Raw genomic sequence first — 23,587 nt, forward strand, 5'->3', positions numbered from 1 at the left:
TACTGCAGGGGGGACCCTGTGGGAGAGTAGGACGCCGCCGAACAATTTTTAGGGAAACCCCCGCACCATTGGTGCGGGGGTTTTCTGCGTTCCGGGTCTTTTTCAGAAGACGACGTCCGCTGTTTTCACGACGTCCGCGTCCCGGCCCGGTGCGCTGTGGAATTGCCAGTACAGGTTGGTGTGCGCGATGACCTTGTCCGGGGTCGGGGCGCCGTACTGGGTCAGGTCCTCGGTAGTGTGGGCGTCGGTGACCAGGGCGGCGTCGTAGCCGCGGGTGATCGCGCCGTGCAGGGTCGCGCGGATGCAGATGTCCGTCTGGGCGCCCGCGACGACGATGCGGCCCACCCCGCGATCCGCGAGGACGGACTCCAGGTCCGTGGCCTCGAAGGAGTCCGGGTAGTTCTTGTGGACCAGGGGCTCGTCGTCGTGCCGCTTCAGCTCGGCCACGTACTGCCACTGGGTGCTGTCCCGTGGCATGTCCTCGTCGGCGTGCTGGACCCAGATGACGGGGACCCCCGCGGTGCGGGCCTTGTCGATCAGAGAGTCGATGTTCGCGATCACCTGGTCGCGGTCGTGTGCTTCCGCCATCACGCCGTTCTGCACGTCGATGACGAGCAGCGCGGCGTTGGGGCGGTCGGGGAAATTCGTCATGGGGTCACAGTAGAGGCGTATTACCGTGGGCGGCATGGGAGTTGAGCGAGGTCAGGGGTATGTCGTGCGGGCTGTGCGGGAGGAGGAGTGGGGGGATGTGAAGCGGTTGCGGCTCGACGCGCTGCGGGACCCCGTTGCTCATCTCGCGTTCCTGGAGACCTATGAGGACGCCGCCGCCAAGCCGGACGCGTTCTGGCAGGAACGGGCGGCGCAGGGACGCGGGGTGCGGCAGTTCATCGCCGAGGCGCCCGGTGGCGAGTGGGCCGGGTCGGTCACCGTGCTCGTGGAGGAGGCCGGGGGCACGGACTGGGCGGGGAACGCGGTCGAGCGGCAGCAGGGGCATGTCGTCGGGGTGTTCGTGCGGCCGGAGCACCGGGGGAACGGGCTGATCCAGGAGCTGCTGGACGCCGGGGTGGCGTGGGCCTGGGAGCAGGAGGCGGAGCGGGTGCGGCTCTTCGTGCACGCCGACAATCCGCGGGCTCAGGGTGCCTATCTGCGGGCCGGGTTCGAGCCGACCGGGCTCGTGGTGTCGTTCTCGAAGAACGAGGACGAGCGGGAGCTGGAGTTCGCGCTAGACCGGTAGGTCCAGGTCCTCGTGGGGCCAGCGGGCGCGGGCCTGTTCGCGGGAGCGGAGCAGGGCCAGTGTGGGCAGGCCCTGGGCCGGGCCGGTGGTGAGCAGGTCGGGGAGCTGGGGGACGGGGGCCACCGCAGCCACGTCGTCCAGGATCAGGGTGAGTGGTGGGTCGAGCCGACCGGAGGATGACCGTTCGGCCATGCGCCGGCCGTGCTCGACCACGCTGGAGACGAGGGCCGTCAGCAGGGGCATCGCGCCCGGCCGTGTCCTGGGGTCCTCGATGGGTTCACCGACCACATAAAGCGTGCCCCCTTCGTGCACGAAGGAATCCAGGGCGAGCGTGTCGGTTCGGTGTGGGGTGCACGATTCCCGGATGTTGACCGTGAGGAGCGCGGACAGCGCCCGGCTGGTCAACTCCTGCGCGATGTCCCGGCGTTCCGGGTACGAGGTGAGGGCCGCCTCCAGCTCGCCCGCCGAGCCGGGGGCGGCCTTGGGGTGGGTGCGCAGGGTGCGTACCGCGTCCTGGAGCTGGGTGCCCTGGGTCCAGCGGTGGACGTGGCGGATGGTGCGGCCGTCCAGTGCGGCGGCGTGCAGGTAGCTGCGCAGCAGGGTGGTGGCGGTGTCGGTGACGGCCTGGTCGATGCGGGCGGTGGGCCGGACGGGGGCGAGGAGTGCCGTCGCGCGGCTCAGGGCGGTCGCGCGGTCCTCGCAGCCCGCGGTGGGGGACCAGTGCAGGCGGGCCGGGGTGTCGCAGCGGTGGGTGGGGTCGTAGAGGAGGACGGGGCCGAGCTTGGCCCGCGCGTCCTTGGTCTCCTGCCACAGCGCCGGGTTCGAGGTGACGACCAGCGCGGGGCCGGGGGCGTCCTGGAGGGCCGCGCCGGCGGAGGCGTGGCGGGTCTCGGGGGTGGCGTAGAGCAGGGGGCCCTGCGGAGCCGGGACTTCGGGTGGGAGCTGTTCCACGACGGGCTCGGGTGGTGCCGTGGGGGTCGGCTGCTCGGCGCGGGGCTCGGGAACCGTCTCCGGCGCCTTCTCCAGCGCTCCTTCCGGCACTCTTTCCGGCACCGGGGCCGCCACGGGCCGCGTGTGTCTCCGTACCCGCCCCGCGCGCCAGCGGGCGATCGTGCCGAGGGCGAAGACGGTCAGGACGAGCAGGATCAGCAGCTGGCCGATGAACAGGCCCCAGAACAGGCCCCAGCCGGGGAGCTGGGCCGGTGGGGTGCCCGCCCAGGCGCCGGTGATGTCGTGCGGCTGGGCGACGAGATGGCGTATGGCCAGCGGGGTGCGGGTGAAGGCGAGCGGGGTCGGCCAGGTGCCTCGGGCGAAGAGGGCGGCCAGGCCGGTCGCCGTCCAGACCAGCACCGTCATGCCCAGGAGGAAGCCGAGCAGGCCGACCAGCAGGCCGTCCGGAATGCCGCCGCTCTGGCCCGCGCGTCCGGTGTCCCGGCCGTCCCGCTCGTCCGTGCGCACCCGCTGCTCCCTACGCCACCGTCGATTCGGAGTCGGCCACGTGCTGTTCCACGAAGGCCGCGGCCCGTTGCTCGGCCTCCAGCTCGGCGGCGCGCAGGGCGTCGTCGGCGAGGTCGTCCGAGGACTCGGTCATCGCGCGGTCGGTGAAGACCAGCGCGCGTTCCGTCTCGGTGACCAGGTGTTTGACCACCTGGACGTTGCCGTTGACGTCCCAGACCGCGATGCCGGGGGTCAGCGTCGGGATGATCTCGACGGCCCAGCGGGGCAGGCCGAGGACGCGGCCGGTCGCTCTGGCCTCGTCGGCCTTCTGGGCGTAGATGGTCCTGGTGGAGGCCATCTTGAGGATCGCGGCCGCCTCCTTCGCCGCCGCGCCGTCGACCACGTCGGAGAGGTGGTGGACGACGGCGACGAAGGACAGGCCGAGGCGGCGGCCGAACTTCAGCAGCCGCTGGAACAGCTGGGCCACGAACGGGCTGTTGATGATGTGCCAGGCTTCCTCGACCAGGAAGATGCGCTTCTTGCGGTCCGGCCTGATCCAGGTGTGCTCCAGCCACACACCGACGATCGCCATCAGGATGGGCATGGCGATGGAGTTGCGGTCGATGTGCGAGAGGTCGAAGACGATCAGCGGGGCGTCCAGGTCGATGCCGACCGTGGTGGGGCCGTCGAACATGCCGCGCAGGTCGCCGTCGACCAGGCGGTCGATCACCAGGGCGACGTCCAGGCCCCAGGCCCGTACGTCGTCTATGGCCACGTTCATCGCCTCGGCGGACTCCGGCTCGGGGTGGCGGAGCTGCTCGACGATGTCGGTGAGGACGGGCTGGCGGTCGACGATGGTCTCGTTGACGTAGGAGTGGGCGACCTTGAGGGCGAAGCCGGAGCGTTCGTCCAGGCCGTGGCCGAGCGCGACCTCGATGATCGTGCGGAGCAGCGCGAGCTGGCCCGTGGTGGTGATCGCGGGGTCGAGCGGGTTGAGCCGGATGCCGTGGTTGAGCGCGGAGGTCGGGTCGAGCCGGATGGGGGTTATCCCCAGCTCCTCCGCGATGAGGTTCCATTCGCCGACGCCGTCCTCGCCCTGGGCGTCCAGGACGACGACCTGGCGGTCCTTGAAGCGGAGCTGGCGCAGGACGTACGTCTTCTCCAGCGCCGACTTGCCGTTGCCGGACTCGCCGAGGACCAGCCAGTGCGGGGCGGGGAGCTGCTGGCCGTACAGCTGGAAGGGGTCGTAGATGTAGCCCTTCCCGGAGTAGACCTCGCGGCCGATGATGACGCCGGAGTCGCCGAGGCCGGGTGCGGCCGTCGGCAGGTAGACCGCCTGGGCCTGCCCGGTGGAGGTGCGCACCGGGAGCCGGGTGGTCTCGACCTTCCCGAAGAGGAAGGACGTGAAGGCGTCGGTCAGGACGGACAGCGGATCTCGCATGGAGAGCCTCTACCTTCGGATGCCGGTGGCGAACGGGAGGGTGTTCACGAACGCGCGGTGGTGCTCGCGGTCGCACCACTCCAGCTTCAGGTACGACTTGCCCGCCGAGGCGCGGATGGTGCGCTTGTCGCGGTTGAGGGCCTCGGGGGAGCGCGCGGAGACGGTGATGTAGCCGACGAGGTTGACGCCCGCGGCTCCGCTGGCGAGGTCCTCGCCGCGCTGGTCGAGGCGGGAGTGGGCGGCGACGTCGCGCGGGTCGACGGTGCGGTTCATCTTGGCCGCGCGTGAGGCCTCGGCCTCGTCGTTGGTCTTCTCCGTCAGCATGCGCTCGATGGCGATCTCGGTGGGTTCGAGGTCCATGGTGACGGCGACGGTGCGGATGACGTCCGGGGTGTGGACGAGGAGTGGGGCGAGGAAGTTGACGCCGACGGGGGTCATCGGCCACTCCTTCACCCAGGCGGTGGCGTGGCACCAGGGGGCGCGGGTGGTGGACTCGCGGGTCTTGGCCTGGAGGTAGGTGGGCTCCATGGCGTTCAGCTCGGCGGGCCAGGCGTTGCGCTGGGTCATGGCCTGGATGTGGTCGATGGGGTGGTCCGGGTCGTACATGGAGTGGATCAGGGAGGAGAGGCGGCCCTGTCCCAGCGGCTGGCGGACGCGGATGTCGGCTTCCTGGAGGCGGGAGCAGATGTCGGTCAGCTCGCGGGCCATGACGATGGCGAGTCCGGCGTCGCGGTCGAGCTTGCGGCCTGCCTGGGGGCGGGCGGCGCGGGCCATGGCGTGGGCCTCGGCGGCCAGGTCGCGGTTGTAGCTCATGCAGGCGACGAGGTAGGCGCGGTGCTGCTCGCTGCTGGTGGAGACCATGGACTGGAGCTGGTCGTAGGAGTTCTGGAGCCACTCGGGGGAGCGGCCGTCGCCGCGCAGGACGACGTCCTTGGCGTGGGCGTCGGGGTCGGCGGGCAGCGTGCGGGCGAGCATCTGGATGCGGGTGACGAAGCCGTCGCCGTTGGCCACGTGCTTGAGGAGGGTGCCGAAGCGGTCGACGAGGGCTTCCTGGTCCTCGGAGTCGCGCAGGCCGACGCCGGGGCCCTCGATCTCGATGGCGGCGGTGACGGTCTTGCGGTCGGCGTGCAGCAGTACGGCGATCTCGTCGGGGCCGAAGGGTGCGGCGAGCCAGTTGATGCGGCCGATGCCGGGGGGCGGGCCGATCTCGACCTCGCGGCCGTCGAGGCGGATGCCGGACTCCATGACGGGGGAGCGGTAGACGGCCTCGCGCTTGACGGTGCGCTTGTAGGAGCGGTTGATCTCGAACCACTTGTAGAAGGTGCGGCGCTTGTACGGCACGTAGACCGCGGCGACCGCGAGCATCGGGAGGCCGCTGAGGAGGGCGATGCGCAGGGGGAGGGCGGGGACGAGGAGGCCGCACATCATGCCGAGGAACGCGCCGACGACGATCAGGGCGATCTCGCCGGACTCGCGGTTGCGGCCGACGATCGCGTTGGGCCGGGCGCGGCCGATGAGATAGGTACGGCGGGGCGTGACCGGATGGGACAGGTGGGCCTCGGTCGTCAACGCCCGTCACCTCCTGAGCGGTTGGTGCTGCTGTTGCGGGTGTTGCCTGCGTGCGGGGTGTTGACCGGGCTGGGAGCGCGGGGTGCGGGGGCCGCGGCGGGGGCGCTCTGGGGGGTGCGGCCGCTGTGGGCGGCGACGCCGCCGGAGGCGGGGTTGGCGGGGCGGGGGGTGCTCGCGCTCTGTCCGCCGCCGCCCGCGCCGGTGTCGGCGCGGGTGCTGTGGGTCTTGATGCCCTGGGCGACGAGGGTGGCGGGGGAGCTGATGACGGCGGCGGCCTTGCCCTCGGCGCCCTGCATGATGCGGTTGTTGCGGGAGCCGGCGATCTCGTCGCCGAAGCCGGGGACGAAGCGGTAGATCATCGCGCTGGCGAAGATGGCGAGCAGGATGATGGAGAGGCCGGAGACGACGGCGCCGAAGGCGTCGGGGCCGCTGGCGCCGGAGAGGGCGCCGGCGAGGCCGAGGACGATGACGATGACCGGTTTGACCATGATGACGGCGATCATGATGCCGGCCCAGCGGCGGACGTGGCCCCACAGGTTCTTGTCGACGAGGCCCGCGTAGACGACGGTGCCGAGGAGGGCGCCGACGTAGAGCAGGGCGGCGCGGATGACGAGTTCGAGCCAGAGGACGCCTGCGGCGAGGATGCTGACCAGGGAGACGACGATCAGCATGATGGGGCCGCCGCCGATGTCGTCGCCCTTCTCCAGGGCGCCGGAGAAGGTGCCGAAGAAGGTGTCGGCCTGGTCGCCGGTGGCCTTCGCCAGGACGTCGGTGACGCCGTCCGCGGCGGAGACGACGGTGTAGAGGATCAGGGGGGTGAAGGCGGAGGCCAGCACCGTGAGCCAGAGGAAGCCGACGGCTTCGGAGATGGCGGTGGTGAGGGGGACGCCGCGTACCGCTCGCTTGGCCACGGCCAGGAGCCACAGGACGAGGGTGAGGATGGTGGAGGCGGCGAAGACCACCGCGTACTGCTGGAGGAACTTCTGGTTCGTGAAGTCGACGTTCGCCGTCTCCTTCACCGCGTCGCTCAGCTTCCCGATCGTCCAGGAGGCGGCATCGGCACAGCCCTTGGCGAGCGAGGCGAGGGGGTCGAGGGAGGAGGTGAGGGGGTTGTCGGTGGTGAGGCCTTTGCGGGAGGAGCCTCCGCCGGTGCTGTCCTTGTCGCAGAAGTCGCGGGCCGCGCCGTGGATCAGGTCGCAGGGGTCGTTGCTCTTCGTGGGCTTCGGCGAGGGCGCCGCGAGGGCGCGGGTGGCCGTGAGGACGGCCGTGGCCTGGAGGGCCCCGACGATGCCGGTCAAGGTGAGTACGCGGTGATCAGCGCGCATAGGTGAACCCTCCGTACTCCTCGACCGTCTTCGACATGTCGTCCGCGCTGGAAGCCTTGTCGTCGCCGGGGACCGGTGCCGGTCCTTCCTGCTGGGAATGCGTGATGATCTTCCAGTCGTCGGCTGCCCACTGGAGTTGCATCGTGATGGTGAACCAGCTGTTGGTGACCGGGTTGGTGGACTTGGTTCCCGCCAGTCCCAGCAGCCCGCTGCACCAGACCGCGACCGTGGCCGTGTCGTCACCGGGCGCGGTGACCTTGGTGCCGATCGGGCTGGTCCGTGAGACGAAGGTGGACCCCTCCGGGGCGGCGCCGTCCGCACTCAGGCCGAGACTCTGATTGAAGGCGGACGTGTAGGCCTCGTCCATCTCCGCCTTGGAACTCTTCACTCTGGAAGGGGTCATGACGGTCTGGAGGACGGAGTCACGCCGCGCTTTGTTGAACATCTCCGCGGAACCCAGCGCCACCGCGTAGTTCGCCGCCGCGCTTTCCGCGCCCTGTTGGGTGTGCGGGAAGTGGGTGGGGATGCCGTTTTCGGTGGTGGGGACCGGGGTGGTGCCCGAGGCGGCTGTGGGGGCGGCCGGTTGGTGGGGGGCGCCCTTGGTGGGGGTGGAGGGTGAAGAGGAGTTGTCGCGGTTGGCGAAGGCGATGGCTGCGATGAGGAGGACGACTACGCCGACGACGGTGATGAGGCTGCGGGAGGAGGAGCGGGGGGTGCGGCGGGGGGCGCCGCCGTAGGGGTCGCCGCCGGGGAGGTGGGTGCGGGTGTGCCCGGTGTCGGGGTAACCGTGCTCGCCTGAGGTGCTCATGCCGCGTCCGCCCTCTCCGCCTTGTGTTCATACGACGGTAGCCGGGCTGGCCCTCGCGCGGGCGCGGTGTGGTGACTGGACATCAGGGAAACGCGACCTCGAGTCCGGGCGTCAGACGGCCATGCCGTACACGATGGTGAACAGCGTGCCGAGGGAGCCGATGATGAAGACCCCGGTGAGGCCCGCGATGATGAGTCCCTTGCCCTGTTCCGCGCTGAAGGTGTCCCGCAGCGCGGTGGCGCCGATGCGCTGTTTGGCCGCGCCCCAGATGGCGATGCCGAGGCAGAGCAGGATGGCGACGGCCATCACCACCTCGATCATCACCTTCGCCTCGTTGCCCAGGCTGCCGAAAGGCCCCCAGTCCGGGGCGATTCCGCCGATGATGGTGTTGATGTCTCCCTTGTCGGCCGCAAAGAACATGTAAGTCACCGCCCCTGATGGGTAGTTGTGCCGCTCCTCTGCGGTGCGCAGAGGTTGGGACTCATTGTCGCCGACAACGTCGCCGTCGTATGTCGACTTGGCGGCATTCACAGGCGGGTCTCGTACATTTGGCGCGTACGGTCACTCTGTGTATCACGGCAGGTCACGCCGGGCAATGACGCGGGAGCGAAACCTGTGGTGTGGTTCCGTCGTTGGGCTCTTTTACGGCCCTTCGGCTTCCCGGCACGGTTTCTGACGGCCGGTCGGGTGAGGCGTCGAGACGATGTTCTCACGCCGGGTCAGCGCGGTTTGAGTCCGTGCAGCAGCAGGTGGACGTGGGCGTCCAGCCCGGCCAGGGCCTCCTCGGCGTCCAGGGCGCAGCCCGCGATGAGGGCGGCGAGACCGTGCAGGCTCGCGGCGGCGGCGAGGGTGATGCGCTCGGGGTCGCCCTGGACGATCTCGCCGCGTTCCTGGGCGTCGACGAAGGTGCGGGTGAGGGTGCCGAGCGACTGGTCGACGGCGGTGGCGAGCAGGTCGGAGCTGTCGGGGTCGTGCTTGCGCGCGAACATCAGCTCCAGCAGCTCGGGGTTGTCGACGGCGAAGCCGAGGTAGGCGCGGGCGAGGGCGGTCATGCGCCGTTCGAGGTCGGCGTCGGGGTCGTCGGCGGTCGCGGCGGTGAGGGCCTGGTTCAGCCGCTGGTAACCCGCGAGGGCGAGGGCGTCGAGGAGGGCCTGCTTGTCCTTGAAGTGGCGGCCGGGGGCGGCGTGGCTGACGCCGGTGGCGCGGGCCAGCTCGCGCAGGGAGAGGGCGGCGGCGCCCTTCTCGCGCAGGGTGCGTTCGGCGCTCTCCAGCAGGGCGGCGCGCAGGTCGCCGTGGTGGTACGGGCGGCTGGTGGAGATGCGCGGCATGCGGGTCATCGTATCCCGATGTTGTCGGTGCCAGCTTTGTTGGCGGTGGCTGCATTGTTGTCGTTGACATCATTGTTGGCGTTGCCTACATTGAGGCCATGGCCGATACGAGCGAAGCGCGCGGTGCGCGCCAGTGGAACGTGGACCGTCTGCCCGATCTGAGCGGCCGTACCGCCGTGGTGACCGGTGCCAACAGCGGGATCGGCTTCGCCGCCGCCTTCGCGCTGGCGCGGGCCGGGGCGCATGTGGTGTTCGCGGTGCGGGACCCGGCGCGGGGCGCCGCCGCCGCGGGGCGGGTGAGCGGCAGCACCGAGGTGCGCCGCCTGGACCTGGCGGACCTGGACTCGGTGCGTGAGTTCGCGGCCGGCTGGGACCGTCCGCTGGACCTGCTGATCAACAACGCAGGCGTGATGATGCTGCCGGAGGGGCGGACGAAGCAGGGCTTCGAGACCCAGTTCGGCACCAACCACCTCGGGCACTTCGCGCTGACCAACCTGCTGCTGCCGCACGTCACCGACCGCGTGGTGACCGTCTCCTCGGGGCTGCACCGGGGCGGGGACGGCCGGATCAGCTTCGACGACGTCAACCTGCGCGGCCGCTACACCCCGACCCGCGCCTACGCCCAGTCCAAGCTGGCCAACCTCCTCTTCACCCTGGAACTCCAGCGGCGCCTGGCCGAGGCGGGGTCCGGAGTGCGCGCCCTCGCCGCCCACCCCGGCTACGCGGCCACCAACCTCCAGAGCCATGCCGCCAGCCCGCTGGCCCGCCTCTTCATGGGCGTCGGCAACAAGGTGTTCGCCCAGGACGACAAGGGCGGCGCCCTGCCCACCCTGTACGCGGCGACCGTGGACCTGCCCGGCGCGTCCTACGTCGGCCCCGGCGGACTCGGTGAGATGCGCGGCGCCCCCGCGCTGGTCGGCCGCAGCGCGGCGGCGAGCGACCCGGTGGCCGCACGGCGGCTGTGGACGCTCTCCGAGGAGCTGACCGGGGTGGACTGGGGGCTCGGGGCGCCCGCGACCGGGGATGTTGACAGGGTGTGACCGTAGGGCAGGCGGAGTGTGACCGGCATCGATAGGGTGGACGGGCCGACGGCGGGCCCGTGACGGGGAGATTCACAGGAGAATCTCAACGACGGCCGGGCAGGTTTCTCACCCTGGGGGGACAGAGTGAGGACTGATGAAGCGCAGCGTACGCAACCCGGTCACCTCGCGGCCCGCCCTGCTCGGCGCGGTGGTGATGCTCGCCCTGACCTCGGCGTCGGTCGCGGCCGCCGACGACGGGCGCGGCCCGCTCGAGGTGACCGTCACGGCGCCCGCCGACGCGCGGACCGCCCGGGTGGGCGCGCTGTTCGACGCGGACCGCGCGGGGCGGCCGGAGCGCGCCCACTTCTGCACCGCCTCGGTCGTGCACAGCCCCGCCCACGATCTGCTCGTCACCGCCGCGCACTGCGTCACCCACACCGGTAGCAGGCTGTTCTTCGCGCCGGGCTACCGGGACGGCCGGGCGCCGTACGGGATGTGGCCGGTGGGGGAGTGGGTGCTGCCGGAGAGGTGGACGGCGGACCGGGACGAGGACAGCGACGTGGCCTTCGCGCACGTCGGTGAGGTGGACGGCAGACGGGTCGAGGACGTGGTCGGCGGGAACCGGTTCGCCGCCGGGACCGTGGCCGGGGCGAGTGCCGTCACCCTCTTCGGCCTGCCGGACGCCCGTGAGACGCCGGTGATGTGCACCGACCGGCCGGTGGCGCGCGGCCGTACCCAGCAGCGGGTGCACTGCCCCGGCTTCAGCGGCGGGACGAGCGGGAGCCCGTGGCTGAACGGGTCCGGGCAGGTCGTCGGGGTGCTCGGCGGACACCAGCGGGGCGGGTCGACGGCGGACGTCTCCTACAGCGTGGTGCTCGGCCGTGCGGCGGCGGCGCTGTATCGGACGGCGACTGGGACCTGAAAGCGCGTCTGAACGGTCACGGATAGGCCGAATTATTGGCCCGAGGGTCGGCCACGGGGGCAAAGCGGCCTTGAACCGCCACTTCATGGGGGAGGGTTGACCCGTGCGCAAAGTATGGGTGGCCGGGGGCGCCGCGATCGGGCTCGGACTGAGCTTCGTGATGCTGCTCGTCGTCGGGGTGTACATCGTCGCGGGCAACCTCGCGGGCGGGGTCGCCGCCGGCGGTGTCGGGCTGGCCAAGGGGGCCGTCCCGGCGGCGTACCAGACGCTCGTGCAGAAGTGGGGCAATCTCTGTCCTGCCATCAACCCGGCCTTGCTGGCCGCCCAGTTGTACCAGGAGAGCGGGTTCGACCCCGGTGCGCGCAGCCCCGCGAAGGCGCAGGGGATAGCGCAGTTCATCCCCGGCACCTGGGCCACCCACGGGGTGGACGGGGACGGTGACGGCGACCGGGACGTGTGGGACCCGGCGGACGCGATCCCCTCGGCCGCCTCATACGACTGCGAACTGGCCAAGTACGTCAAGGACGTTCCCGGTGACGCCTCGGCCAACATGCTGGCCTCGTACAACGCGGGCGCGTACGCGGTCATCCGGTACGGGGGCGTGCCGCCGTACCGGGAGACGCGGAACTACGTGAAGACGATTCAGACGCTCGCCAAGAGCTTCGCCGCGCCGGTCACCCGCGTCGACCCCTCCCGGCAGGCCGCCGGGGCCATCGCCTACGCGCAGAGCAAGCTCGGCACCCCGTATCTGTGGGGCGGCACCGGCACGACGGCGCAGAGCGGGCGGTTCGACTGCTCGGGGCTGACGCAGGCGTCGTACGACCAGGTCGGGATCAAGCTGCCGCGGGTGGCGAACGACCAGTACAACGCGGGACCGCATCCCGCGCGGGACGAACTGCTCCCCGGTGACCTGGTGTTCTTCTCGCACGATCCGAACGACTCGCGGGCCATCCATCACGTGGGGATCTACGTGGGCGGCGGCTACATGATCGACGCGCCGCGCACGGGTGCGGTGATCCGGTTCGACCCGATCGACGGGGGAGACTACTTCGGTGCCACCCGGGTCACCGAGGATGGCGCGAAAGCGCTGCCCACCCGGGTGTAGCGGAGCGTCAACCCACCCCCTGAGCTGCGGGTACGGGTATCTCTTCGATAACGTACGCGTGATCATTCGGTGGAGGGTGGAACGTATTCACAGGTGCTGTGCGTTCCTGTTCACGTAGCCGAGCAGACGTCAGTGCGCCAGTGCAACGGAAGCGGATCTACGACCCACGGGGGTTGGCGCGACGCACACTGGGTGCGTCCGGTAAGACGACGAAGGGGCCGCAGCACCATGGCTGTACTCGCCGAATCCGGATCGAACCCCGACGTCGAACTGCTGTACGACATCAACGGCCTGGCGAAGTCCGCTCCGCACTGGTTCGACCGGGTGATGGAGTTCGTCGGTGAGTACGGGCTGCCGGTGGCCATGGTCCTGCTGGTGCTGGCGTGCTGGCTGACGGTCCGGCGCAAGGGCGGCCCGGACGCGGTGTCCTCGGTGGCCGCGCTGGTCTGGGCGCCCCTCGCGGCGGCCGTCGCCGTACTGGTGAACGTCCCCATCCGGGGCTTCGTGGAGCGGCCCCGCCCGTTCCTGGACCACCAGGGGCTCGACGTCCTGATCGCGGGCAAGAGCGACTACTCCTTCGTCAGCGACCATGCGACGATCACCATGGCGCTCGGCGTGGGTCTCTTCGTCGCCAACCGCCGCTTCGGCATCGCCGGTATCGCGCTCGCCCTGCTGGAGGGCTTCTGCCGGGTCTACATGGGGGTGCACTACCCGACCGACGTGATCGGCGGCTTCGCCCTCGGTACGGCGGTCGCGCTGCTGCTCTCGCCGCCCGCGACGGCGCTGCTCACCCCGCTGGTGCGGGCCATCGCCCGATCCCCGCGCGCGGGACGGCTGGTGAGTGCCCGTCCGGTGGGCGGTGAGCGCGGGGACGCGCTGTTCTCCGGCGGGCGCGAGCCGGCCGGGACGGGGGAGAAGGACCTGGCCGCCTAGGGGGCGATCACAGACTCACCGGGAAGGCCGCGGCGCATGGTTGCCGCGGCCTTCCCGTATGTCACAGGCCCTGCGCGTAACCGAAGAAGCGGTCCGGGTCGTAGCGCTTCTTCACCTCGGCGAGCCGGGTGCCCGCGCTGCCGTAGTAGGCGCGGCGCCAGTCGGTCAGGGCGGCGTCGGTGTAGTTCTGGTAGGCGGCGCCGGAGGCGTGGGGACGCATCGCGGTGTGGGTCGAGTCCAGCCAGGAGCGGGCGGCCGTGCCGGAGGTGCCCGCGTCCCAGGAGGCGAGGTACTGGGCCAGCATCCGGGAGCGGCGGTGGACGAAGGCGGTCGCGGTGGGGGAGACCCGGTTGACGGCGCCGCCCAGCGCGGTGAGCGCCACACTGCCCGCGCCGCCGGACATCGCGCCGACCCGCTTCAGCACGGTTTCCACGCCCGCGGCGGACAGCGAGCGGTCGAAGAAGTCGGAGCGGGCCGCGTAGGTCTCGCGGTGCAGGGCGCCGCGCGGGGAGCGGCCGGGGGCGGTGCCCGGCAGATGGCACTGGGCGTCGGTGGCGAAGGCGGAGCAGCCCGCGTATATCTCCATCGCCTCCTCGTAGCCGTGGCGGCGGAGGGAGACGGCGGAGGCGTCGGCGCCCGCGCGGTGGGCGAGGCGGTCGACCGCGTTCTCCAGGTCCACCCGGGTGCCCATGGAGAAGACGGAGACGGAGACGGTCGGGGTGCGGCCCCCGGCGCGTTCCAGGTGCAGCGCGGACCAGATCTCGTCCGGCTGGGCGGGCCCCCACTCCTGCCAGGCTTTCAGCACCGCCGCCGCCTTCGCCCAGGGCCAGCGCAGCGAGGCGGTGACGGCCTGCGGGGCGGGGTGGGTGGTGAAGCGCAGCTCGGTGACGACGCCGAAGTTGCCGTTGCCCGCGCCGCGCAGCGCCCAGAACAGGTCGGCGTTCTCCCGGGCGTTGGCGGTACGGGTACGGCCGTCCGCCGTGACCAGGGTGGCCTGGGTGAGGTTGTCGCAGGTGAGGCCGTAGGCGCGGGAGGCGACGCCGTGGCCGCCGCCGAGGACCAGCCCGGATATCCCGACCGTCGGACAGGAACCGGCCGGTATGGTCGCGCCCTTGGCGCCCAGCGTCCGGTACACGTCGATCAGCTTGGCCCCCGCGCCCACCACGGCGTGCCCGCCCGAGACGCCGACCCGGTTCAGCGCGGACACGTCGACGATCAGCCGGCCGTCGCCGGAGGAGTAACCGGCGTACGAATGACCGCCGTTGCGGATCGCCACCTTGATCCGGCGGGCACGGGCGTACGCCAGCAGGGTGCGGATGTCGGCCGGGTGGGCCGGGTAGGCGACGGCGGCCGGGCGCAGGGTGTCGAAGCGGGTGTTGTAGAGGCGGCGGGCCGGGGTCCAGGCGGCGTCGCCGGGGCGGACCAGGGTGCCGTCCAGGTCGCGGGCGAGGGCGGTCCAGTCGGCGGCGGCCTTCACGGACGCCGTGGTCATGGTCGTGGTGGCCCCCGAGAGGGCGGCACTGGACCCGGAGGGCCCCGGCCGGGCCGAGGAGCCGCCCGGCGCGCATCCGGTGAGTGCGGTGAGGGCGGTGGCGCCGCCCGTGAGAAACGTCCGCCGGTCCATGTCGCTCGCCGTCCCCTCGCCCCTGCGGTGACCCTTCGGGGAGCCAGACGGTGCGCGGGGGGCCGGGGTTCCGGGCGGGGGCGAGAACGCGTCAGATGCGGGCGGGCGCCGCGACCTTCGTGTGTCCTGGCCGTGAGCGTTCCGTAACCTCACCGGGCCGACGGCAGGGGTTCACCCCTCGTTCACTTCGGGCCATCGGCGGCTTCACCTGTTCTGCCTAATTTCGGCCGTAGCCGGTACGGAGTGCGGACAAGATGCACTCGCGTACCACCCAACGTCGCACGCCGCCTTCGCGGCGGCTCCTGGAAGGAACTTCCGAACGTGAAGCTTCAGCGCAAGAACCGGCTGCGCGCCCTCTCGCTCGGTGCGGTCGCCGTCTCCGGTGCCCTGGCCCTGACGGCGTGCGGTTCCGACGACACGGGCACGAAGCCGGGCGGTTCGTCGTCGTCGGCCGCGGCCGGTTCGATCAAGTGCGACGGCGCCAAGGGCCAGCTGCTGGCCGACGGCTCCTCGGCGCAGAAGAACGCGATCGACGCGTGGGTGAAGAACTTCTCCCAGGCGTGCGGTGTGCAGATCAACTACAAGGGCGCCGGTTCCGGTGCCGGTGTGACCTCCTTCAACCAGGGCCAGATCGCGTTCGCCGGGTCCGACTCCGCGCTGAAGCCGGACGAGGTCGTCGCCTCCAAGAAGGTCTGCAAGGGCGGCCAGGGCATCGACCTGCCGATGGTCGGCGGCCCGATCGCGCTCGGCTACAACGTGCCCGGCGTGGACGACCTGGTGCTGGACGCCCCGACGCTCGCCAAGATCTTCGACAGCAAGATCCAGAAGTGGAACGACGCGGCGATCAAGAAGCTGAACCCCTCGGCGAAGCTGCCCGACCTGAAGATCCAGGCGTTCCACCGCTCCGAGGACTCCGGCACCACGGACAACTTCACCAAGTACCTGATCGCCACCACCCCGGACAACTGGAAGTACGAGGGCGGCAAGGCGTGGCAGGCCAAGGGCGGCCAGGCGGCCTCCGGGTCGGCCGGTGTGGCCCAGGGCGTCAAGCAGAACCAGGGCGCGATCGGCTACTTCGAGCTGTCCTACGCCAAGGACATGACCACCGTGGCCGTCGCCACCGGCGCGAAGACCCCGGTGAAGCCGTCCACCGACTCCGCCACCGCCGACATCGCGGCCGCCAAGGTCGTCGGCACGGGTGCGGACCTCGCGCTGAAGCTGGACTACAACACCAAGGCCGAGGGCGCCTACCCGCTGACCCTGGTCACGTACGAGATCGTCTGCGACAAGGGCAACAAGCCCGAGACGCTGCCCGCGACCAAGGCGTTCCTGACCTACCTCGCCAGCGAGGACGGCCAGAAGGTGCTGTCGCAGAACGACTACGCGCCCATCCCCGAAGAGATCATCGCCAAGGTCCGCACGACCGTCGCCTCCCTGAGCTGACCTGATCCCGCGTGTGCGCACCGGCCCCGCTCGTGGGGGGCCGGGCGCACCGTCCGGTGCACCGCCGCCCGGAGCCGTACCCCGCGTACGGCTCCTGTGAGCCGCCCCGCGCGGCTCAGCAGACCGGAGAACCCGATGGACATATCGACGACAACCGACGTACCCCCCTCCCCGCGGCCCGACGCCGACGGACGGCGGACCGCCCGCGGTGTGAGCCGCCCCGGTGACCGGGTCTTCCTGGCCCTGTCCCGCGGCTCCGGCATCCTGCTGCTGGTGATCATGGCCGCGATCGCGGTCTTCCTCACCTACCGGGCGTGCCTGGCGATCAGCGCCGACGACGGCAACTTCCTGACCACCTTCGAGTGGAACACCAACGCCGACCCGCCGGTCTTCGGCATCGCGGTGCTGGCGTTCGGCACGGTCGTCTCCTCGGTCGTCGCCATGGCGCTGGCCCTGCCGATCGCGGTCGCCATCGCGCTGTTCCTCACGCACTACGCCCCGCGTCGGCTGAGCGGCCCGATCGCCTATGTGATCGACCTGCTCGCCGCCGTGCCCTCGATCGTCTACGGCCTGTGGGGCGCCCTGATCCTCGTCCCGCACATGCAGGGCCTGTACGGCTGGCTCGACGAGTTCCTCGGCTGGACCGGGATCTTCGCCTGGAACGGCGGCGCCCCGCGCGCGATGCTGACCGTCGGCATCCTGCTGGCGATCATGATCCTGCCGATCATCACCAACGTGAGCCGCGAGGTCTTCCGCCAGGTGCCCCGGATGCACGAGGAGGCCGCGCTGGCCCTCGGCGCCACCCGCTGGGAGGTCGTCCGCATGGCGGTGCTGCCCTTCGGGCGCTCCGGCGTGATCTCCGCCGCGATGCTGGGCCTCGGCCGCGCGCTCGGCGAGACGATGGCCGTGGCCACCGTGCTCTCCCCGAGCTACGACATCCAGGCCAGCCTGCTCGACCCCGGCGGCGGCACCTTCGCCCAGAACATCGCCTCCAAGTTCGGTGAGGCGTCCGTGCAGGGCCGGGACGCGCTGATCGCCTCCGGTCTGGTCCTGTTCGTCATCACCCTGCTGGTCAACGGCGCGGCCCGCGCGATCATCGCCCGCCGCAAGGAGTACTCGGGGGCCAACGCATGAGTACCGCACTGAATCCCCTGGACGGCGCCGGTGTGCGGCGCGGCGCCGGGCTGCCGAAGTGGTCCCTGTGGGCCGTCGCGGCCGGGTCGGTCGCCCTGGCCGTCGGCATCGGGCTGGTGGCCGGCCTCACCAGCCGCGTCCAGTGGGGCCTGATCGCCGCCCTGCTGTACGTCCTCGGCACCTACCTGGTCGCCGCCCGCGCGGAGGGCCGACGCCAGGCCAAGGACCGGGTCGCCACCGCGCTGGTCTGGGTGGCGTTCCTGCTGGCCCTCGTCCCGCTGGTGTCGCTGGTCTGGACGACCGTCTCGCGCGGTGTGAAGGTCCTCGACGGCTACTTCCTCAGCCACTCGATGGGCCTGGTCGCCGACTCCGAGCCCGGCGGCGGCATCTACCACGCCATCCTCGGCAGCCTGGAGCAGGTCGGCCTGGCCACCGCGATCGGCGCCCCTATCGGCGTGCTGACCGCGATCTACCTGGTGGAGTACGGCCGGGGCAGGCTCGCCCTGGTGGTGACCTTCTTCGTCGACGTGATGACGGGCATCCCGTCCATCGTCGCGGGCCTGTTCATCCTCAGCCTGATGCTGATCCTCGACCTCCAGCCCTTCGGGTTCGCCGGTTCGCTGGCCCTGGCGATCCTGATGATGCCGGTGGTGGTGCGCTCCACCGAGGAGATGCTGAAGCTGGTCCCGAACGAGCTGCGCGAGGCGTCCCTGGCGCTCGGCATCCCGAAGTGGCGGACCATCCTCAAGGTGGTCCTGCCGACCTCGCTCGGCGGCATCACGACCGGCGTCATGCTGGCCGTCGCCCGGATCGCGGGCGAGACCGCGCCGGTGCTGCTGCTGGTGTTCGGCAACCCCTTCATCAACGCGAACCCCTTCGAGGGCGCCCAGGCGTCGCTGCCGCTGTACATCTACCAGCAGTACGCGCAGAGCGCGGGCTCGGGAGCGGCGTACGACCGTGCCTGGGCGGCCTCGCTGACGCTGATCGCGTTCGTGATGATCCTCAACCTGGCGGCCCGCGGCATCGCCCGCTGGAAGGCCCCCAAGACCGGTCGCTGACGCGACCTCCTCAGTGACCGACTGGAAGTGAAGCAATGGCCAAGCGAATCGATGTGAGCGGGCTCACCGCCTTCTACGGCGCCCACAAGGCGATCGAGGACATCTCGATGACCGTGGAACCGCGTTCGGTGACGGCGTTCATCGGCCCCTCCGGCTGCGGCAAGTCGACGTTCCTGCGCACCCTGAACCGGATGCACGAGGTGACCCCCGGCGGCCGCGTCGAGGGCAAGGTGCTGCTGGACGACGAGGACCTGTACGGCAGCGGCGTCGACCCGGTGTCGGTGCGCCGCGAGGTCGGCATGGTGTTCCAGCGTCCGAACCCGTTCCCCACCATGTCGATCTTCGAGAACGTGGCGGCGGGCCTGCGCCTGAACGGCGGGTACCGCAAGAGCGAGCTGGACGACGTGGTGGAGAAGTCGCTGCGCGGGGCCAACCTGTGGAACGAGGTCAAGGACCGGCTGAACAAGCCCGGCTCCGGCCTCTCCGGCGGTCAGCAGCAGCGGTTGTGCATCGCGCGGGCCATCGCCGTGCAGCCCCGGGTGCTGCTGATGGACGAGCCGTGCTCCGCGCTCGACCCGATCTCCACCCTCGCGATCGAGGACCTGATCGGGGAGCTGAAGGAACGGTTCACGATCGTCATCGTGACCCACAACATGCAGCAGGCGGCGCGCGTCTCGGACCGTACGGCCTTCTTCAACCTCGCCGGGGTGGGGCAGCCGGGCAAGCTGGTGGAGATCGACGACACCGAGCGGATCTTCTCCAACCCGTCGGTGCAGGCCACCGAGGACTACATCTCCGGCCGCTTCGGCTGAGCCGCCGAGCTCCTCGCGGTGCTGCATGGCGGTGCCACCGCGAGGAAACGGAAAGGGCCCGCCCCCGGTGATCCGGGGGCGGGCCCTTCTCCTTCTGCCCGGGCGGTCCTACAGCACGGCCAGATTGACCAGCTCGAAGGCGCCCGCCGCGACCAGCGCGGCGGCCGGCATGGTGATGAACCAGCCGAGCACGATGTTCTTGGCGACGCCCCAGCGGACCGCGTTGACCCGCTTCGTCGCGCCCACACCCATGATCGCCGAGGTGATGACGTGGGTGGTGGAGATCGGCGCCTTGAACAGGAACGCCGTGGTGAACATGATCGACGCGCCGGTCGCCTCGGCGGCGAAGCCCTGCGGCGGGTCCAGCTCGATGATCTTGCGGCCCAGGGTGCGCATGATGCGCCAGCCGCCCGCGTAGGTGCCGAGCGACAGCATCAGCGCACAGGAGATCTTGACCCAGACCGGGATCGGGTCGCCGAAGGTCTCGTTGCCGGAGATCACCAGGGCGAGCACCACGACACCCATGGTCTTCTGCGCGTCCTGGAGGCCGTGGCCGAGCGCCATGCCCGCCGCCGACAGCGTCTGGGCTATGCGGAAGCCGCGCTTGGCCTTGTGCGGGTTGGACTTGCGGAACAGCCACAGGATGGCCGTCATCACCAGATAGCCGCCGATCAGACCGACGACCGGGGAGAGGAACATCGGGATGACGATCTTCTCGACGACGCCGCTCCACAGCACGTCGATGCCGCCCGCCAGCGCCGCGCCCACCATGCCGCCGAACAGCGCGTGGGAGGACGACGAGGGCAGGCCGAAGTACCAGGTGGCGAGGTTCCAGACGATCGCGCCGATCAGCGCGGCGAAGAGGATGGCCATTCCGCGTGAGCCGTGCGGGGTCTCGATCAGGCCCTCGGAGACGGTCTTGGCGACGCCGGAGCCGAGGAAGGCACCGGCGAGGTTCATCACGGCCGCCATCGCCAGCGCGGCGCGCGGGGTCAGCGCGCGCGTCGACACCGAGGTGGCGATCGCGTTCGCGGAGTCGTGGAAGCCGTTCGTGTACGTGAAGCCGAGCGCGACCGCGACGGTCACGATCAGAGCGAAGGTGTCCATCGACGCCTCAGGACTCCTTGACGGCGATGGTCTCCACCGTGTTCGCCACGTGTTCGAACGCGTCCGCCGCCTCTTCCAGCACGTCCACGACCTGCTTGAGCTTCAGCACCTCGATCGCGTCGTACTTGCCGTTGAAGAGCTGGGCGAGCAGCTTGCGGTGGATCTGGTCGGCCTGGTTCTCCAGCCGGTTGACCTCGATCCAGTACTCGGTGAGGTTGGACATGGTGCGCAGGTTCGGCATCGCCTCCGCCGTCAGCACCGCGGCCCGCGCCAGCACCTCGATCTGCTGCTCGACGCCCTTCGGCAGCTCCTCGATGTTGTAGAGGACGACCAGGTCGACGGCCTCCTCCATGAAGTCCATGATGTCGTCGAGCGACGAGGCGAGGTTGTAGATGTCCTCGCGGTCGAACGGCGTGATGAAGGAGGAGTTCAGCTGGTGGAAGATCGCGTGCGTGGCGTCGTCACCGGCGTGTTCCGCGGCCCGCATACGCTCTGCGATCTCGGCCCGGGCGGAGGAGTCCGCCCCGAGCAGTTCCATCAGGAGCTTCGAGCCGGTGACGATGTTGTCCGCGGACGCGGCGAACATGTCGTAGAAGCTCGTCTCCCTGGGGGTCAGACGAAAGCGCACGTGTGGTCCTCGGGATGCTTTGGTTTCGGTCAGGCTGATGCTAGGCGCATCATCCGGCCACGGCTATCGGGCCATCCCCCAGTGTCGCCCATCGGGCGCCGTGCTCGGCACGGGGGACCTTCGACCGGTCCGCTACCCCGCGAAGTTCGTTACCATATACCCACCAGGGGTATATGCCCCCGACCGTCCCGAGATGGAGGCCCGCGATGACGACGACCGAGGCCGGCGCCACGCACGGTTACCACCACCAGAAGGACGAGCACCTCCGGCGGCTGCGCAGGATCGAGGGCCAGATCCGGGGCCTCCAGCGCATGGTCGAGGAGGACACGTACTGCATCGACGTGCTCACCCAGGTCTCCGCCTCCACCAAGGCCCTGCAGTCCTTCGCGCTCCAGCTGCTGGAGGAGCACCTGCGGCACTGCGTGGCGGACGCGGCCCTCAAGGGCGGCGACGAGATCGACGCGAAGGTGGACGAGGCGACGAAGGCGATCGGCCGCCTGCTGCGCACCTGAGCTAGGCGGCGGCCACGCGGTCCTCGGTGACCCGGAGCACCTCGTCTATGTGTGCCAGGCTCAGCCGGTCCTCGGCGGCCGAGGCGGCGATCATCAGCTCGCCGCACAGTTCTATCTCGGCCAGGGCCACGTGGTCCTGCACCGCCGTACCGCCGACCGGAGCCACGCGCGTCACCTCTTCCTAGCCGGTACCGGCTTCCTAGAGTAGGGATCGCGCCACACGCCGCGCATGGCACGGACGGGCTAGTCCACGCGCGACGGTCTGACTAGGGGCCTGCCCGGCGGATCATGGCGCGGACGCGGGGCCTGGCACGCCCATCTGCGGCGTTGTCGTCACTCGCCGACGCTCCGCGTCGACTCCCTCCTCCGCCTTGCAGCTGGACGCACCAGGCCCCGCTCGCCGGGGTCGATCGGCACCGCTGCTTCCCCGCACCCTGATCCGCCGGACAGGCCCTAGTCGGCCGGGGCCCCCTCCTGGTCCTCCGCGAGGCGGCCCGCGTAGATGTCCTCCGGGCGGGGGAGCGTCACGTCGGCCTCGGTGCCGAAGGCGTGCAGCAGGGTGGTGGAGGCGACCGCGACGGCCGCCGCCTGCCGTCCGTTGACGAAGCTGAAGCGCTGACGCAGCTTGCGGACGCGGCCCTCGTCGTCGAGGTACGCGTCGAACGGGACCTCGGCCGTGGCGAACCCTTTCGCCGCCGCGGCGAGCGACGCCCGGTTGTCCGCCGAGGCCGCGCGGGCCGCGCTCGCCAGGTCGGCGGTGCCCCGGTAGTGCCGTACGGGGGTCCCGCCGACGCTCGTACGGCCCACATAGGTCGCGGTGCGCGTCCCGCGCAGCACCTCGGCCGCGGCGTACGGGTCGGTCGCGCCGCCGGTGACCAGGTTGCCGTCGGAGGCCGTCGCGGCCGCCACCCGGACCCATTTGTCGGCGGGCACGCCCGCGCCCCGGTTCTTCATGAACAGGGCGCCGGGGGTGAGGAGTTCGGTGATGGGCCGGTGCTCCGGGGTGCCGGTGGGGTCCGCCGGGAGGACCACGGTCAGCTCGCCGAGGCGGCGCCCGAAGTCGTAGACGCCCCGGCCCCGGATGGTGACCCGGGTGCCGCCGGTCGCCATCTCCATGGAGGTGGTGGCCCGGGCGGTGCCCGCGTCGCGCAGGGTGTCGGCGGCCTGTCGGAGCACGGCCACCGGCTCGCCGCCCGCGCCGTTCACCCCCTCGGCGGCGACTCCGCTGCCGGAACACCCCGAGGCGCCCGCCCCGAGCCCGACCGTGAGTCCCATGATCCCCACCGCGACGCCGGTCCTGCCCGCGCGCGTGTGCTGCCGCCGATCCATGGCCTGCCTTACCCCCAGCCGGTTATGTCCGTCACTGGCCCCCTGTCTTCCCGGTTAACGACGGGTAGGGAGTGCCGTCACGCGCTGTCCGGGCCCAGGAGCGGACGGGAGGGGGCCGGGAGGGGGCAGCGCACGCCCCGGCGCGCGGCCGGTAGCGTGGCGCCGTGGCGTCTGAGGAGGGCCCCGAGGGGGCGCGGGAACACCGTACGGAGACGGCCGAGCAGGGGCGCTTCTGTGTGGCGCGGTGCAGTTGCGGCTGGCGGGGCCCGGCGCGCCGGGCGCGCAGCCAGGCGCGGACCGACGCGGAGGGGCACCTCGGCGGAGCGTGAGCGCTCCGGCGCGCGCTCCCGACTTTTTGCCCGCGCTTTCAGTGGTGTTCGAGTTCAGGGGTGTGCGAGCCGCCGGGTGAGGGCGTCGAGCAGATCGCGGTCGCGGGGATGGCTGATCCGGGTACGTGCCTCGGCGGGCGTCAGCCACTCCACCCGGTCCACCTCGGAGTTGGGCACGAAGGCACCGGAGACGGCTTCGGCGGCCCAGTACCGCACCTGCTTGGGGCGCCCGTCGACCGGGTAGCGCAGCGTCGGCAGCTCGGCCCCCAACTCGGCCGCGTAGCCCGTCTCCTCCCCCACCTCGCGTACCGCCGCCGCCTGGGCGGACTCGCCCCGCTTGAGCTTGCCCTTGGGATGCGACCAGTCGTCGTACCGGGGGCGGTGCACCAGGCACACCTGGAGGGCGCCGGTGCCGGGTGCCCGGCGCCACAGGACGCAGCCCGCGGCACGGATCAGCTTGGGGAGCGCGTGGGGGCCTGCGGGCACG

General features: G+C 71.1%; 25 protein-coding genes. 11 read left to right on the plus strand and 14 right to left on the minus strand.

What is annotated here, in order from left to right:
• Positions 1 to 102: 102 nt before the first annotated feature.
• Entirely contained in the window at positions 103 to 651 is a 549-nt protein-coding gene (locus ACIPPM_RS24600) for an isochorismatase family protein (RefSeq protein ID WP_401451527.1), read from the minus strand.
• 34 nt (positions 652 to 685) lie between these two features.
• Between ACIPPM_RS24600 and ACIPPM_RS24605 the strand changes: the two genes are divergently transcribed.
• Positions 686 to 1,234 (plus strand): GNAT family N-acetyltransferase, encoded by a 549-nt coding sequence (locus tag ACIPPM_RS24605; protein WP_401451529.1) that lies wholly within the window; start codon positions 686 to 688, stop codon positions 1,232 to 1,234.
• Here the strand turns inward: ACIPPM_RS24605 and ACIPPM_RS24610 are convergent.
• The 7 genes from ACIPPM_RS24610 to ACIPPM_RS24640 form a co-directional block, all read right to left on the minus strand.
• Positions 1,223 to 2,692 (minus strand): type VI secretion protein, encoded by a 1,470-nt coding sequence (locus tag ACIPPM_RS24610; RefSeq protein WP_401451531.1) that lies wholly within the window; start codon positions 2,690 to 2,692, stop codon positions 1,223 to 1,225. The genes ACIPPM_RS24605 and ACIPPM_RS24610 overlap by 12 nt on opposite strands.
• A 10-nt stretch (positions 2,693 to 2,702) precedes the next feature.
• The gene (locus ACIPPM_RS24615) at positions 2,703 to 4,112 is read right to left on the minus strand and encodes an ATP-binding protein (protein WP_401451534.1); all 1,410 of its coding nucleotides are present in this window, start codon (positions 4,110 to 4,112) and stop codon (positions 2,703 to 2,705) included.
• A 9-nt stretch (positions 4,113 to 4,121) separates the two neighbouring features.
• A complete protein-coding gene (locus ACIPPM_RS24620; RefSeq protein ID WP_401451537.1) occupies positions 4,122 to 5,681 on the minus strand; it encodes an SCO6880 family protein in 1,560 nt (519 codons plus the stop codon).
• Complete coding sequence (locus ACIPPM_RS24625) at positions 5,678 to 7,006, minus strand: hypothetical protein (RefSeq protein ID WP_401451539.1); 1,329 nt, start codon at positions 7,004 to 7,006, stop codon at positions 5,678 to 5,680. The genes ACIPPM_RS24620 and ACIPPM_RS24625 overlap by 4 nt, the downstream gene beginning before the upstream one ends.
• Positions 6,996 to 7,814, minus strand: coding sequence for a hypothetical protein (locus ACIPPM_RS24630; protein ID WP_401451541.1), 819 nt, complete (start codon positions 7,812 to 7,814; stop codon positions 6,996 to 6,998). Before ACIPPM_RS24630 ends, ACIPPM_RS24625 begins: the two co-directional genes overlap by 11 nt.
• Positions 7,815 to 7,925: 111 nt before the next feature.
• On the minus strand, positions 7,926 to 8,234 hold the full coding sequence (locus tag ACIPPM_RS24635; RefSeq protein WP_356777353.1) for a hypothetical protein: 309 nt from the start codon (positions 8,232 to 8,234) through the stop codon (positions 7,926 to 7,928).
• Between the two features lie 299 nt (positions 8,235 to 8,533).
• Positions 8,534 to 9,142, minus strand: a complete 609-nt coding sequence (locus ACIPPM_RS24640) for a TetR/AcrR family transcriptional regulator (protein ID WP_401451543.1) — start codon at positions 9,140 to 9,142, stop codon at positions 8,534 to 8,536.
• A 98-nt stretch (positions 9,143 to 9,240) separates the two neighbouring features.
• On the opposite strand from ACIPPM_RS24640, the gene ACIPPM_RS24645 reads away from it, so the two are divergent.
• The 4 genes from ACIPPM_RS24645 to ACIPPM_RS24660 all read left to right on the plus strand — a co-directional run bounded on the left by ACIPPM_RS24645 (position 9,241) and on the right by ACIPPM_RS24660 (position 13,124).
• Positions 9,241 to 10,182 carry an oxidoreductase gene (locus ACIPPM_RS24645; protein WP_401451545.1) on the plus strand — a complete coding sequence of 314 codons (942 nt, stop codon included), beginning with the start codon at positions 9,241 to 9,243 and terminating at the stop codon, positions 10,180 to 10,182.
• A 136-nt stretch (positions 10,183 to 10,318) separates the two neighbouring features.
• Positions 10,319 to 11,086, plus strand: a complete 768-nt coding sequence (locus tag ACIPPM_RS24650) for a trypsin-like serine peptidase (protein ID WP_401451547.1) — start codon at positions 10,319 to 10,321, stop codon at positions 11,084 to 11,086.
• 160 nt (positions 11,087 to 11,246) lie between these two features.
• On the plus strand, positions 11,247 to 12,191 hold the full coding sequence (locus ACIPPM_RS24655) for an NlpC/P60 family protein (protein WP_401452467.1): 945 nt from the start codon (positions 11,247 to 11,249) through the stop codon (positions 12,189 to 12,191).
• Between the two features lie 228 nt (positions 12,192 to 12,419).
• Complete coding sequence (locus ACIPPM_RS24660) at positions 12,420 to 13,124, plus strand: phosphatase PAP2 family protein (RefSeq protein WP_401451549.1); 705 nt, start codon at positions 12,420 to 12,422, stop codon at positions 13,122 to 13,124.
• A gap of 61 nt (positions 13,125 to 13,185) precedes the next feature.
• Here the strand turns inward: ACIPPM_RS24660 and ACIPPM_RS24665 are convergent, their stop codons facing one another.
• On the minus strand, positions 13,186 to 14,748 hold the full coding sequence (locus tag ACIPPM_RS24665) for an FAD-binding oxidoreductase (protein WP_401451551.1): 1,563 nt from the start codon (positions 14,746 to 14,748) through the stop codon (positions 13,186 to 13,188).
• Positions 14,749 to 15,069: 321 nt separating this feature from the next.
• Between ACIPPM_RS24665 and pstS the strand changes: the two genes are divergently transcribed.
• The 4 genes from pstS to pstB all read left to right on the plus strand — a co-directional run bounded on the left by pstS (position 15,070) and on the right by pstB (position 19,195).
• Complete coding sequence (pstS, locus tag ACIPPM_RS24670; RefSeq protein WP_401451553.1) at positions 15,070 to 16,191, plus strand: phosphate ABC transporter substrate-binding protein PstS; 1,122 nt, start codon at positions 15,070 to 15,072, stop codon at positions 16,189 to 16,191.
• 135 nt (positions 16,192 to 16,326) lie between these two features.
• A complete protein-coding gene (gene pstC, locus ACIPPM_RS24675; protein WP_401451556.1) occupies positions 16,327 to 17,325 on the plus strand; it encodes a phosphate ABC transporter permease subunit PstC in 999 nt (332 codons plus the stop codon).
• Positions 17,322 to 18,383, plus strand: a complete 1,062-nt coding sequence (gene pstA, locus ACIPPM_RS24680; protein WP_401451559.1) for a phosphate ABC transporter permease PstA — start codon at positions 17,322 to 17,324, stop codon at positions 18,381 to 18,383. Before pstC ends, pstA begins: the two co-directional genes overlap by 4 nt.
• Positions 18,384 to 18,418: 35 nt before the next feature.
• Positions 18,419 to 19,195, plus strand: coding sequence for a phosphate ABC transporter ATP-binding protein PstB (pstB, locus tag ACIPPM_RS24685; RefSeq protein ID WP_389005362.1), 777 nt, complete (start codon positions 18,419 to 18,421; stop codon positions 19,193 to 19,195).
• A 108-nt stretch (positions 19,196 to 19,303) separates the two neighbouring features.
• Here the strand turns inward: pstB and ACIPPM_RS24690 are convergent, their stop codons facing one another.
• Together ACIPPM_RS24690 and ACIPPM_RS24695 are read right to left on the minus strand one after the other, a co-directional pair.
• A complete protein-coding gene (locus ACIPPM_RS24690) occupies positions 19,304 to 20,302 on the minus strand; it encodes an anion permease (protein WP_389005360.1) in 999 nt (332 codons plus the stop codon).
• A gap of 7 nt (positions 20,303 to 20,309) precedes the next feature.
• Complete coding sequence (locus ACIPPM_RS24695) at positions 20,310 to 20,930, minus strand: DUF47 domain-containing protein (protein WP_030804247.1); 621 nt, start codon at positions 20,928 to 20,930, stop codon at positions 20,310 to 20,312.
• 206 nt (positions 20,931 to 21,136) lie between these two features.
• Here ACIPPM_RS24695 and ACIPPM_RS24700 point away from each other — a divergent pair, with 206 nt between their 5' ends.
• Positions 21,137 to 21,442: a metal-sensitive transcriptional regulator gene (locus tag ACIPPM_RS24700; protein WP_393594621.1), complete on the plus strand. Its 306-nt coding sequence runs from the start codon at positions 21,137 to 21,139 to the stop codon at positions 21,440 to 21,442.
• Between the two features lies 1 nt (position 21,443).
• Here the strand turns inward: ACIPPM_RS24700 and ACIPPM_RS24705 are convergent, their stop codons facing one another.
• Entirely contained in the window at positions 21,444 to 21,608 is a 165-nt protein-coding gene (locus tag ACIPPM_RS24705; protein ID WP_393595360.1) for a hypothetical protein, read from the minus strand.
• 287 nt (positions 21,609 to 21,895) lie between these two features.
• Positions 21,896 to 22,771 carry a hypothetical protein gene (locus tag ACIPPM_RS24710; RefSeq protein WP_401451562.1) on the minus strand — a complete coding sequence of 292 codons (876 nt, stop codon included), beginning with the start codon at positions 22,769 to 22,771 and terminating at the stop codon, positions 21,896 to 21,898.
• Between the two features lie 164 nt (positions 22,772 to 22,935).
• Between ACIPPM_RS24710 and ACIPPM_RS24715 the strand changes: the two genes are divergently transcribed.
• A complete protein-coding gene (locus tag ACIPPM_RS24715) occupies positions 22,936 to 23,100 on the plus strand; it encodes a hypothetical protein (RefSeq protein WP_389005354.1) in 165 nt (54 codons plus the stop codon).
• 54 nt (positions 23,101 to 23,154) lie between these two features.
• On the opposite strand, the gene ACIPPM_RS24720 is transcribed toward ACIPPM_RS24715, so the two are convergent.
• Complete coding sequence (locus tag ACIPPM_RS24720) at positions 23,155 to 23,586, minus strand: NUDIX hydrolase (RefSeq protein WP_401451564.1); 432 nt, start codon at positions 23,584 to 23,586, stop codon at positions 23,155 to 23,157.
• Between the last annotated feature and the right edge of the window lies 1 nt (position 23,587).

This window comes from Streptomyces sp. NPDC090119, assembly GCF_044747085.1.
Taxonomy (GTDB): Bacteria; Actinomycetota; Actinomycetes; order Streptomycetales; family Streptomycetaceae; genus Streptomyces.